This window comes from Streptomyces sp. NPDC006332 (assembly GCF_040612855.1).
Classification (GTDB): domain Bacteria; phylum Actinomycetota; class Actinomycetes; order Streptomycetales; family Streptomycetaceae; genus Streptomyces.
The window spans coordinates 38,307-49,905 of the sequence record NZ_JBEXRA010000062.1; the positions used below are offsets into that span (position 1 = coordinate 38,307).

General features: G+C 69.2%; 12 protein-coding genes. 7 read left to right on the top strand and 5 right to left on the bottom strand.

Annotated features, from left to right (window positions below; all coding sequences use genetic code 11):
- Positions 1 to 121: 121 nt before the first annotated feature.
- From tal to ABZ027_RS36795, 4 genes are all read left to right on the top strand, one after another.
- Positions 122 to 1,237, top strand: coding sequence for a transaldolase (gene tal / locus ABZ027_RS36780; RefSeq protein WP_356776219.1), 1,116 nt, complete (start codon positions 122 to 124; stop codon positions 1,235 to 1,237).
- Positions 1,238 to 1,372: 135 nt separating this feature from the next.
- Positions 1,373 to 2,176 carry a DUF5995 family protein gene (locus ABZ027_RS36785; RefSeq protein WP_356776221.1) on the top strand — a complete coding sequence of 268 codons (804 nt, stop codon included), beginning with the start codon at positions 1,373 to 1,375 and terminating at the stop codon, positions 2,174 to 2,176.
- 54 nt (positions 2,177 to 2,230) lie between these two features.
- Complete coding sequence (locus tag ABZ027_RS36790; RefSeq protein ID WP_356776223.1) at positions 2,231 to 3,280, top strand: NADP-dependent oxidoreductase; 1,050 nt, start codon at positions 2,231 to 2,233, stop codon at positions 3,278 to 3,280.
- Between the two features lie 86 nt (positions 3,281 to 3,366).
- Positions 3,367 to 3,759, top strand: coding sequence for a MerR family transcriptional regulator (locus ABZ027_RS36795; RefSeq protein WP_356776225.1), 393 nt, complete (start codon positions 3,367 to 3,369; stop codon positions 3,757 to 3,759).
- A 47-nt stretch (positions 3,760 to 3,806) separates the two neighbouring features.
- Here ABZ027_RS36795 and ABZ027_RS36800 read toward each other — a convergent pair whose 3' ends face one another.
- The 3 genes from ABZ027_RS36800 to ABZ027_RS36810 all read right to left on the bottom strand — a co-directional run bounded on the left by ABZ027_RS36800 (position 3,807) and on the right by ABZ027_RS36810 (position 6,510).
- Complete coding sequence (locus ABZ027_RS36800) at positions 3,807 to 4,673, bottom strand: GNAT family N-acetyltransferase (RefSeq protein ID WP_356776227.1); 867 nt, start codon at positions 4,671 to 4,673, stop codon at positions 3,807 to 3,809.
- Positions 4,674 to 4,756: 83 nt separating this feature from the next.
- Positions 4,757 to 5,824: a low specificity L-threonine aldolase gene (locus tag ABZ027_RS36805; RefSeq protein ID WP_356776229.1), complete on the bottom strand. Its 1,068-nt coding sequence runs from the start codon at positions 5,822 to 5,824 to the stop codon at positions 4,757 to 4,759.
- Entirely contained in the window at positions 5,821 to 6,510 is a 690-nt protein-coding gene (locus ABZ027_RS36810) for a TetR/AcrR family transcriptional regulator C-terminal domain-containing protein (protein ID WP_356776231.1), read from the bottom strand. Before ABZ027_RS36810 ends, ABZ027_RS36805 begins: the two co-directional genes overlap by 4 nt.
- A 162-nt stretch (positions 6,511 to 6,672) precedes the next feature.
- Here ABZ027_RS36810 and ABZ027_RS36815 point away from each other — a divergent pair, with 162 nt between their 5' ends.
- Entirely contained in the window at positions 6,673 to 7,719 is a 1,047-nt protein-coding gene (locus ABZ027_RS36815; protein ID WP_356776233.1) for a DUF6215 domain-containing protein, read from the top strand.
- Between the two features lie 51 nt (positions 7,720 to 7,770).
- Here ABZ027_RS36815 and ABZ027_RS36820 read toward each other — a convergent pair whose 3' ends face one another.
- Together ABZ027_RS36820 and ABZ027_RS36825 are read right to left on the bottom strand one after the other, a co-directional pair.
- On the bottom strand, positions 7,771 to 8,619 hold the full coding sequence (locus tag ABZ027_RS36820; protein ID WP_356776235.1) for an NmrA family NAD(P)-binding protein: 849 nt from the start codon (positions 8,617 to 8,619) through the stop codon (positions 7,771 to 7,773).
- The gene (locus ABZ027_RS36825) at positions 8,616 to 9,041 is read right to left on the bottom strand and encodes a nuclear transport factor 2 family protein (RefSeq protein WP_356776237.1); all 426 of its coding nucleotides are present in this window, start codon (positions 9,039 to 9,041) and stop codon (positions 8,616 to 8,618) included. Before ABZ027_RS36825 ends, ABZ027_RS36820 begins: the two co-directional genes overlap by 4 nt.
- 89 nt (positions 9,042 to 9,130) lie before the next feature.
- On the opposite strand from ABZ027_RS36825, the gene ABZ027_RS36830 reads away from it, so the two are divergent.
- Together ABZ027_RS36830 and rox are read left to right on the top strand one after the other, a co-directional pair.
- Positions 9,131 to 9,739: a helix-turn-helix domain-containing protein gene (locus ABZ027_RS36830; protein ID WP_356776239.1), complete on the top strand. Its 609-nt coding sequence runs from the start codon at positions 9,131 to 9,133 to the stop codon at positions 9,737 to 9,739.
- 213 nt (positions 9,740 to 9,952) lie between these two features.
- Complete coding sequence (gene rox, locus ABZ027_RS36835) at positions 9,953 to 11,377, top strand: rifampin monooxygenase (protein WP_356776241.1); 1,425 nt, start codon at positions 9,953 to 9,955, stop codon at positions 11,375 to 11,377.
- The last annotated feature ends 222 nt before the right edge of the window (positions 11,378 to 11,599 follow it).

The window sequence follows — 11,599 nt, forward strand, 5'->3', positions numbered from 1 at the left end:
GCCGTGGCGGACTCGGCGACCAGGAACGCTTGGGCGCATGAAGGAGGCCGTCCGTCCCGGCCCTCAGGTGCCCTGGGAAGGACGTAGGAGGCATCGCCCGAAGCGACGCAGGAAGAAGCTCATGAGTGAGAACCTGGACCGGCTGGCCGCCGAAGGCGTGGCGATCTGGCTGGACGATCTGAGCCGGGAGCGAATCGCCGGCGGCCGGCTGGAAGGCCTGGTGAGGGAACAGCGGGTGGTCGGTATCACCAGCAACCCGACGATCTTCGCCAAGGCGATCCGCTCGGGTGCCCGCTACGACGAGCAGGTGGCGGATCTCTCCCGGCGCGGGGTTCGCGTCGAGGAATCCGTCAGGCTGCTGACCGCGTTCGATGTGCGCTGGGCCTGCGACGTCCTGCGCCCGGTGTACGAGGCCAGTGACGGGGTGGACGGACGAGTCTCGCTGGAGGTGGACCCGCGCGTCGCCCACGACACGGCGGCAACGGTCGCCGAGGCACGGGCCCTGTGGTGGCTGGTGGACCGCCCGAACCTCTTCGTGAAGATCCCCGCCACGCAGCAGGGCCTGGAGGCGATCAGCACGGCGCTCGCCGAGGGCATCAGCATCAACGTGACGCTGATCTTCTCTCTGGACCGCTACGACCAGGTGCTCCGCGCCTTCCTGGACGGCATGGACAGGGCGCATGCGGCGGGACGTGACCTGGCGTCCATCGCGTCGGTGGCCTCCTTCTTCGTCAGCCGGGTGGACACCGAGGTCGACAGCCGGCTCGACAAGATCGGCACGCCTCAGGCGGCGGAGCTGCGCGGGCGGGCCGCGATCGCCAACGCCCGCCTGGCCTATCAGCGGTTCGAGCAGGCGGCTGCATCGGAGCGATGGCGGGCTTTGGCCGCGGCCGGGATGCGCCCGCAACGCCCGCTGTGGGCATCCACCGGAGTAAAGGACCCTGCCTACGACGACACCCGCTACGTGGACGAACTGGTGGCGCCGGGGGTGGTCAACACCATGCCGGAACAGACCCTGCGCGCGGTGGCGGACCACGGCCGCATCCAGGGCGACAGCATCCACGGCACGTATGCGGGAGCCCAGCAGGTACGTGATGACCTGGAGGCGCTCGGAGTGTCCTACGACGATGTGGTGCGTGTGCTGGAGGACGAGGGCATAGCCACATTCACGGCTTCAGGCACTGAGTTGTTCGCGCAACTGGATGCCGAACTGCGCACCAAGCGTGCCGCCCTCTGACGCAACCCATGCGGGCGGACCTGGCTGCAGCGGTGAGCTTCATCGGAGTAGGACCGCTGGACCTCAAAATTCCGGTTCCTGAAGAGCGGGGGCCATCTGCGGGACGGGGTGGTAGGACAGGGCGAACAAGAGGACGTGAGTGGGGAGTTGGGCATGGTGGCGGAGAACATCGACGATGTCGTGGACGGGCTTGCCGGGATCGTGCGGGAGGCCGACCGCGCCGGTGACCGGATCGGGTACTTCGCGGCACTGTACCGACAGGTGACCGTTGAAGTCCGCACGGCCATACACGGGGGGCTGTTCGACGACGGTGCCCGCATGGACCGTTTCGACACGCACTTCGGCAACCGCTACTTCGACGCGTACGACGCCTGGCGTCGCGACAAGAGCGGGCCGCGTTGTTGGCGCGAGGCGTTCGGGCTGCTCGACGACACCGACAGCGTCATCGTCCAGCACCTGCTGCTCGGCGTGAACGCGCACATCAACCTCGACCTGGCCATCGCCGCCGCGCGGACCAGTCCGGGCGAGGCCATCCATGCCATGCGGCACGACTTTCTGCTGATCAACGACATCCTCGGACGAGTGGTGCTGGTGGTGCAGGACTCGGTCGGCGCCGTGTCGCCACTGCTGTCGCTGCTGGATCAGGTCGGAGCCCGCACCGACGAGCAGATCCTCGACTTCAGTGTCCGTCAGTCCCGCGAGGAGGCGTGGTACAACGCCGTCCTGCTGGCCGGCCAGAACGAAGAGGAGCGCGAGGCCACCATCCGGCGGCTCGACATCCGGGCCGCCGTGCTCGCCCGACTGATAGCCCGACCGGGCGGCCTCGTCCGGCCGGCCATGCACCTGATCCGGAGCACCGAGAGCGACGACGTGCCCGCCGTCATCACCCACCTGGACCACGCCATGGAGCGGGCCTCCGCCCGGCAGAGGACGGAGTAACTCCCGCGGGGCGACTTGACCTTGACGTAAGGGTCAATGTCTAGCGTCGGCGGCATGAGTCCTGTTGCCAAGAGCATCACGCCGCCTGCGTTCGCCCGTCTGCCTCGTACGGCTCTGGAGGTCCGGCTCGCCGCGCGTCCCGTCGGGCTGCCCGGTCTGGACGACTTCGAGATCGTCGAGGTCGACGTGCCGGGCCCCTCGGTCGGTCAGGTGGTGGTCCGGAATCTGTTCATGTCGCTCGATCCTGGGATGCTCACGCTGATCAGGGGTGACTCACGACTGCCGATGCGGCCCTACGAGGTGGGAGAGGTGATGTACGGGGACGCTGTCGGCGAGGTGGTCGCCTCGTCGGATCCGGCGCTGAGCGAGGGTGAGTTGGTGGTCCATCGGCTCGGCTGGCGGGAGTACGCCGTGGCCGAGGCCGGTGCGTTCCGCCGCGTGGACAGGGCGGCGTACCCGAGCCCGTCCATGCACCTCGGCTTCGGCCTGGTGGCGTACGTCGGACTCATGGACGCGGCGGGACTGCGGCCCGGCGACACCGTCTTCGTCTCCAGCGCGGCCGGGGCCACGGGGAGCATGGCGGGACAGATCGCCCGACTCAAGGGAGCCGGGCGTGTGATCGGCAGTGCCGGCTCGCCCGACAAGGTGGCCCACCTGACCGGGAGTCTCGGGTTCGACGCGGCTTTCGATTATCACGACGGCCCGGTGCTCGACCGGCTTCGCGAAGCGGCTCCCGACGGCATCGACGTCTACTTCGACAACGTGGGAGGCGAACAACTGCGCGCCGCCGTCGAGGTCATGAACGTGCACGGCCGTATCGCGGTCTGCGGAGCGCTGGGCCTGCAGAGCACCGGCCGTCCGGACGAGGGTCCCGGTGATCTGCTGAGCGTCCTCGGTAAACGCCTGACTCTCCGCGGCTTCACCCTGTGGGACCACCTGGACCGTGCGGCGGAGTTCGGTGAGCAGTTCCGCGCCTGGCTGCGCGACGGCTCCCTCGTCTACGACGAAACGGTGATCGACGGGCTGCGGAGTGCGCCCGGGGCGCTGCTCGATCTGGTTCGTGGCAGGTTCACCGGGAAGACCGTGGTCCAGGTCGGGGTTTGACCCCAAGGCGCGCTGGAAGCGGGCGGCCGAACGGGAGTTGACCGCACGTAGCGCTCCGAGCCCACGACCGAACAGGAGACAGTGACGTGTTGATCGGCGAGCTCGCCGCACGAACCGGGTCCACCACCCGAGCCCTGCGCTACTACGAGGAGCAGGGCCTGCTGGAGTCCGGCCGGGCACCCTCGGGTTACCGCGTCTACGGCCCGGAGGCGGTGACCCGGGTCCGCAACGTCCGCGACCTGCTGGCCTCCGGGTTCACCGTCGAGAACGTCAAGTCCTTCGTGCGCTACCTCGACACCGACCTCCCCGAGGTGTTCGCGTACTCGCCCGTGTGCGCCGACGGTTACGTCGTCGGCGCGCAGCGGGTGGCCGAGCTGGAGGAGAAGATCGCGGCCCTGACGCGGCTGCGCGACATCCTGGTGCACCGCATGCCCTGGCTGGCGGCACCCGATGACGCCCCACGGAAGGGGGCCCGCTGACGACTGCGTCCACGTCCGCGCTACGACCGGAGAAGAGCGACACCACGTCAGGCGTCCCGGTATTGATCCCGGACCTCGGGGCGTAGCTCGAAGCCGGCCGACGTGTAGGTGGCGACGGCGCCGATGTTGGAGCTCGGGGTGCAGACGATCGCGCTCGACGAACCCAGCCTCTGGAGTGCGGCCGCCGCGGCGACGGTGATCGCCCTGCCGTAGCCGTGACGGCGATGTTCCCGGTGCACGCCCATCGGTTCGAGCAGACCTGGCCTGCCCGGACCGGCCGACCACACCGTCACCGCCGCCACCGCGTTGCCTTGGTCGTCGTACGCCAGCAGACACCGGGCATCGGCGTACGGCAGTCCGGCCGCCATCGCGTGCCAGCGCTCGCCCGTGAAGCTCGACCCGTCGAACGCCGCACGATGTACGGCGGTGAAGGTGTGCGCCCGCTCCGGTCCGACCACCTCGATCCGCACGCCTGGATCCCTCACCGGCTCCGCGAGGTCGCGACGCAGCGGCGTCCACGGCTCGTCGGCTTTCCAGCCGTCCTCGAACAGCAGATCTTGGACCAGTGCCCCCGTCGGCGACTCGATGTTCACCCTCCCCTCGGGCAGCACGCCGCGCTCCGGCTGGGTCACGTCCTCAACCAACCGCCGCGCCAGTTCCTCGTCCCGCTGAGCATCCGGCGCCATCGTCAGCCGCAACAGACCGGGTCCGTCCAGTAGCCCGACGGCGAGAATCCGTCCGTCCCGGCTCCACGTCCTGACCGCCGCCGCGGTCGCTTCGGCACCCGACCGCCAGTACCAGCCCAGGTCGCCCGGATGCAGTTGCATGGGCGCCCCGTCGTTCTGCCACTCCCGCAACGCGCCAACGACCTCGCTCAACCTGTCGGCTCCCGGCTTTCCTGACGTCGTCGTCATAGCCCCGATCACACACCACGGCACCGACAGTCCGCACCCGGTTTCCGACCGGCCGGTGTCGTCGCGCGTGGGCGTCCGTCCGCTCAGGTGGCGTGGCGGGTCACGGCCTGGATCAGGTGGTCGGCGTCCTGTTCGGTGGTGGTGAAGGAGGTCACGAAGCGGACGACGCCCGGCTCCCAGCGGTCGTGGTAGAAGGTGTAGCCCTCGGCCAGGAGTCCTTCGGTGACGCGCTGGGGCAGGCGGCAGAAGAGGATGTTGGCGTCGGCGGTGCCGAGCAGTCCCACTCCGGGGACGGCCTTCAGGCCCTCCTGGAGGCGGGCGGCCATGGCGTTGGCGTGGGCCGCGTTGCGCAGCCACAGGTCGTCTCTGAGGTAGGCGTCCAGCTGGGCCGCCTGGAAGCGCATCTTCGAGGTGAGATGGCCTGCGCGCTTGGCCCGGAAGGTGAGTTCGGCGGTGAGGGAGCGGTCGAAGACCACGATCGCGTCGGCGGTCATCGTGCCGTTCTTGGTGGCCCCGAAGGACAGCAGGTCCACCCCGGCCCGCCAGGTCAGCTCGGCAGGAGTGCAGCCGACGGAGGCCACGGCTCCGGCGAAACGCGCTCCGTCCATGTGCAGGCGCAGACCCGCCTCCTCGGCGATCGATCCGAGGGTGCGGATCTCGTCGAGGGTGTAGACGGCCCCGGTCTCGGTGGCCTGGGTGAGGCTCACCACGGAGGGCTCGACGCTGTGCACGTCCCCGGCCTTGTGCCGGGCGGCCGCCCGCAGCTCCCCCGGGTCGATCTTGGCGTCGTCCCCGCCGAGCGGGACCAGCTTCGCGCCCGCCGTGTAGAACTCGGGCGCGCCGCACTCGTCGTTGTTGATGTGGCTTTCGCGGTGGCACAGCACGCTGCCCCAGGGCGGGGTCAGTGCGGCGAGGCTCAAGGCGTTCGCCGCGGTGCCGGTGGAGACCAGCAGCACGTCGACGTCACGTTCGAAGATTTCGCTCAGTCGGCGCCTGACCGCCGCCGTGCCGTCGTCCGCTCCGTAGGGCAGGGCCGGGCCGGAGAGCGCCCGGGTCACCGCTTCGATGATCTCCGGAGAGGTGCCGGCGGCGTTGTCGCTGCTGAAGACGCGGGAGGCGGGGGTCGAGGTGGTGGTGGCGGGGGTGCTCATGGTCGGGGGTCCTTCGTGGTCTTGGACGGCTTGTTCCGGTTGTCCTTCCGCATCGGCGCGGCCGCCTGGATGAGTTGGCGCAGGCCGCCGTAGTAGATCTCGTGGTCGGTCACGGCGGGCACGATCGCGGCCAGGTTGCCGCTCAGCGCCGGGAACTCCTCCGGGTCGAGCGCGGCCAGCGCGGTGCGGGTTGCCGACTGGGCGGACTTGGCGTCGCGGTGGTCCACGAAGCCGGCGCTGCCGAGCGTTAGCAGGTACATCCGTCGGTACGCGGTGATCGCCTCCTCGGGAGTCAGTCCGGCCGCGAGACTGTGGGCGAGCTGCGGCTCGACCAGGCGGGCCAGCAGGTGGGGGCCGAGCCAGGGGCGCGTGCCGCGCAGGGCGAGCAGTCCGGGATGTGCCACCAGCAGCCGGTAGAGCGCGGCGAACCGGATCTCGGTGGCGGCGGCCCAGTCGGTGTCCGGCCCTGTCTCGGGCAGCTGGGCGGCCAGGTGGTCGACGCACAGGTCGAGCAGTCCGGCCAGGTCGGTGCAGCGGCGCTGGAGCGAGGCGAGGGAGATCTCCAGTCGCGACGCCAGCGCACGGAAGGTCAGGGCTTCGGGGCCTCCCGCGTCGATCATGAGCAGGGCGGTTTCGGCGATCCGGTCCGGGGTCGCGCGGTCCAGGGAGGCAGAGTGCCGGGGCATGCGAGTCAGCGTACGGTACGGCGTATCGCGGGTCCACGCTACGTTCCCGACAGCCCCGCCGGCGGTCTCCCGGCGGGCCCGGGACACCGTGGCCGGAGGAGCGTGCCCGGAACTGTGGCTTCCACCACGGCGAATATCGTCACGTCCTGGTGAGATCACCGCATGCTCGGTCTCCTCCTCCGTCTCCTGCCGTTCTGGGTCCGCGAACCCCTGCTCATCGCGGTCGGCTCCGTTCTCGGCGTACGCCTCATGTATCTCGCCGTCAGTGATCACGAACTGGTCGCGGCCGGTCTGGGCGCGGTGTTCCTCTTGTTCACCGCGATACGCGTGCACACGGTGGTCCGGGCCCTGCGCGCACGCCGGAACCCGAGTCCGGCAGCTTCCACGGACGGGGCGGTGGTCGACGCTGCCCCCCAGGCCCAGTACCAGGTCCAGCCACAGCCGCAGGTCCAGCCACAGCTCGAGCCCCAGGCGGGAACCGCGCCGGCTGTCGCCCCCCACACTCCGGAGAAGGAACCCAACGCGTGGGGCCAGGCCCTCGCGGCCGTGGCCGTGTTCGGGGTGCTCGCGGGCGCGGTGTGGCTGGGCCCCCGCTTTGCGCCGTCCGACGACAACACGCCGCAGCCCGCGTCGTGTTCGAGCACGGAACACGAGAAGCTGCCGAAGGCCTACAAGCAGACGCCCCAGTCCGTGACCGGCGAAGAGCTGTGCGAGGCGCTCAACCGGCCAGACCTGGCCACGCTCCTTGGAACGCCTGAAGAGATGGCAACCACTGCTTCCGGCACCAGCAACACCGCTGCCCTGACTGATGGGAAGGTCGCCCAACCGGAGGCTGAGGTCAAGTTCGAGACGTACACCGTGAATGTCTCGGCCACCTACAACGAGCTGACGACCGACCAGTACGTGAAGCTGATGAAGTACGGCGATGAGCAGGACATCAAGACGCTTACGGTCCTCGGTCGTCCTGCGGTCCTCTACTCGGATCACACCATGAAGTTCGAGATCAATCTCGGGACCGGTGGATCCGGCGGACCGGTCGAACAAGGCCCCCCGGCCAGGAATCTGTCCGTGGCCCTGGACCGCAAGGACCGGGGCGGCTACTGCGAGATAACCGTGTGGAGCACGGCCGGAGGCCTCCCGGACGACAGCGCTCTCCTCGCCATCGCAGAGAAGGTGCTCCCGAGCATCCCCGAACGGCCTGCCCGGTGAGACGCCGAGAACAGCCGGCGAAAACAGGGGCGTCGCTGTCGTTCTGAGATCTCAACTGCCGTACCGCATCTCCCTCTCGAGGAAGGCGCGGAAGGTCCGCGCGGGCCGGCCGGTGAGACGCTGGACCGTGTCGGTGGTGCGTTCTTCCGCCCCATCGGCGATGGCACGGTCCATGTCGGCCAGCATGGAGGCGAACTGCACGGGGACGACTGCCGTGAGGCGGTCGCGCATCTGCTCGTAGGACAGGCGGCGGTGGGCAACGGGCCGACCGGTGACCTCGGTGATGATCGTGGCGACGTCGTCGTAGCTGAGCGCCTCCGGCCCCGTGACGACGAGATCGGTGTCGGGGGCGTGGTCGTCGGTCAGAGCGCGGACGGCGACGGCCGCGATGTCCTCGGCGTCGACGAAGCCGACCCGGCCGCTCCCGGTGGCAGTCCATATGGTGCCGTTCTCACGGATGCTGAGAGAGTGCGCGTGCGTGCCGGTGAAGTTCTGCATGAACCACGAGGGTCGCAGCACCGCCCACTGGTCGAAGAGTTGGGGCAGGGCCTGGTGCACCGCTCCCACCGCCGGGCCGCCTTCGGAGATGGCCGAGGCGCTCAGCAGCACCGCGCGGTGAGTGCCCGCGGTGCGGGCCTGTCGGAGGAACGGCAGCATGGTCGCCGCCGGGTCGGGGTCCCCCAGGGGCGGTATGAGGTAGACGCGGTCGACTCCGTCGAGTGCGGCGGAGTGCGTGGTGGGGTCGTACCAGTCGAAGGGGACCGGCTCAGCGCCGGGAACCGGGGTGGCGCGACGGCTGGCGGCTCTGACGCGGTGACCGGCGGCTGCCAACTGCGCGGCGGTGCGGCTGCCGGTGGTGCCGGTGGCGCCGATGACCAGAGTGGTACCGGCGGTGTTCATCGGCTGCTCCCGGTGAAGTCGGTGCCGGCTGCGAGGACGGCCAGGGGGTTCCAATAGTCACGGTAGGACGTGATGCGCCCGTCCTGAGCGGTTACGACGGCGATGTAGGTCATGTCGAAGGGGCCGTCGGTCTCCACCAGGCGGCCGACGCCGCGCATCTCGACCACGATGGTCCGCGGATCGGTGGTCTGGTGGATCCGCAGGTCGGGGAAGTCATGCAGGTCGATGTGGTCGGGGTAGCCGTCCATGTAGGCGGCGACGGCGCCCTTGCCCTCCAGCCGCCGGGGCCAGCCCTCAGGGGCGAAGGGGAACTCCATCACACCGTCCTCGGCCCACAGGCCGACCCAGCCGGTGATGTCCTTGTCCAGCAGCAGGCGCAAGCTGTGGCGGTAGAGATCCGCCGGAGAAGTCGGTTCAGGCATGGGTGTCCTCCATCAGGATAGAATCCGGACCCTCGGTCCGTTTTCAAGATACGGACTGGCGGTCCGTTTTGCAAAAAGAAGGGAGCAGCATGCCTGAGCGCAAGTCCCGCAAGGATGCCGTCCGCAACCGGGAGGCCGTCCTCGCAGCCGCTGACGCGCTCTTCGCCCAACGGGAGAGCCCCGAGGACGTCACCATGGCCGATATCGCGGTGGCGGCGGGTGTCGGCAAGGGCACGCTCTTCCGGGCCTTCGGCGATCGCGCCGGGCTGCTCCGCGCGATGTACGAGTCACGACTCGAACCGATCCGGGAGGCCATCGAAGCCGGCCCGCCGCCCCTGGGGCCCGGCACACCACCGCGGCAGCGCGTGCCCGCCCTGCTCGATGCCATCCTGTGCTTCAAACTCGACAACCGGCGCCTCGCGGTGGCCCTGGAGGAAAGCGGGAGCGGCAGCCCGTACCAGGCGGAGCACTACGAGCGGTGGCACGGCCTGCTGAAGGACGTACTGGAACAGATCCCCCACCTGACCGACAGTGGCTTCACCGCCCACGCGCTGCTCGCCGCCACCCGGGCCGACCTCATCGAGCACCTGGCCGGACAGGAGGGCTTGCCGCGGGAAAGGGCACGGGCGCAGCTGGCGAACTTCGCCGCCAAAGTGCTGACCTCCGGCCCACTGGAGGGTTCGACCGACGGAAACTGACCGTCGGAGGCGTGCGCGTGCGTGGCTGCGAAAAGGACTGGACGGGTGAAGTCCGGGCTTGTAGCTTGCAGTTGACCGTGACACCACCCGAGGAGGTGAGACCCATGAACGCTGTATCGATGTGGGTGCTCCCCCTTCCCGTCACCGTCCGGCGACTGACGTAGGTGTCGCCGGGAGCGCCTCGCCACCAAGGCACTCCCGAAAGGCAACACCTTGTTCGATGTGATCATTGCCGGATGCGGGCCCACCGGCGCGATGCTGGCCGCCGAACTGCGGCTGCACGACGTGCGGGTGCTCGTTCTGGAGAAGGAAACCGAGCCGGTGTCGTTCGTCCGCATCGTCGGTCTGCATATTCGCAGTCTCGAGCTGATGGCGATGCGCGGACTGCTGGACCGCATTCTCGGGCACGGAAGACAACGTCCGGCCGGCGGATTCTTCGCCGCCATCAACAAACCCGCGCCCGAGGGCCTCGATTCCGCGCACGCCTACCTGCTGGGCATCCCGCAGCCGGTCATCGTCGACCTGCTTGAGGACCATGCGAGGGAACGGGGTGCGCAGGTCCGCCGCGGTTGCGCGGTGGCCGGTTTCGAGCAGGACGACGAGGGTGTGAACGTCGAGCTGGCTGACGGCGAACAGCTGCGTGCGCGCTATCTCGTCGGCTGTGACGGCGGGCGCAGTACGGTACGCAAACTGCTCGGCGTCGGCTTCCCCGGCGAGCCCTCGCGGACCGAGACGTTGATGGGCGAGATGGAAGTGGGGGTGCCGCAGGAGGAGATCGCCGCCAAGATGACCGAAATCGGCGAGACCGATAGGCGATTCTGGCTCAGGCCCTTCGGCGGCGGAGCCTATAGCGTCGTGGTCCCCGCGGCGGGAGTCAGCGACCGCGCAGAACCGCCCACTCTCGAGGATTTCAAACAACAGCTGCGCGCCGTCGCCGGAACCGATTTCGGCGTGCATTCCCCGCGCTGGTTGTCCCGCTTCGGAGATGCCACCCGGCTGGCCGAACGGTATCGGGTCGGGCGGGTGCTGCTGGCCGGCGACGCGGCACACATCCACCCGCCCACCGGCGGACAGGGCCTCAACCTGGGCGTTCAGGACGCATTCAACCTCGGCTGGAAACTGGCCGCACAGATCCGCGGCTGGGCGCCGGAAACACTGCTGGACACCTACCACGCCGAACGGCATCCGGTCGCCGCGGACGTGCTGGACAACACCCGCGCCCAGGTGGAACTGCTGTCCACCGAGCCGGGCCCGCAGGCCGTGCGCAGACTGCTCACCGAACTGATGGACTTCGACGAGGTGAACCGCCATCTGATCGAGAAGATCACCGCGATCGGTATCCGCTACGACTTCGGCGAAGGCCCCGACCTGCTCGGTCGCCGCCTGCCCGACATCCCCGTGGCACAGGGCCACCTCTACGGTCTGTTGCACAGCGGCCGCGGACTGCTGCTTGACCGCACCGGACACCTCACCGTCGGTGGCTGGTCGGACCGGGTCGATCACCTCGCGGATCCCGCTGCGGCACTGGATGTTCCGTGCGTCCTGCTACGCCCCGACGGATACGTCGCCTGGATCGGCGACGACCAGCAGGACCTGGACGACCACCTCTCCCGCTGGTTCGGCAAGCCCGCCAACTGATTTCGCCTGATTGCTGGAACTTTTCCGGGGCCGATGGCCCGCCGGTGGGGGGCCGGCGGGCCGTCAGCGACAGGGGGGTTAGGGCCTGTCGTTTGGATCAGGCCGCAGGAAACTGACGGTGCTGGTCGATGCCGGTGAGCGGGGTCTGGCGCGTGCAGCTGCAAGGCGGAGGAGGGCGTCGATGCGGAGCATCGGCAACCGACGACAACGCGGCAGATGTGC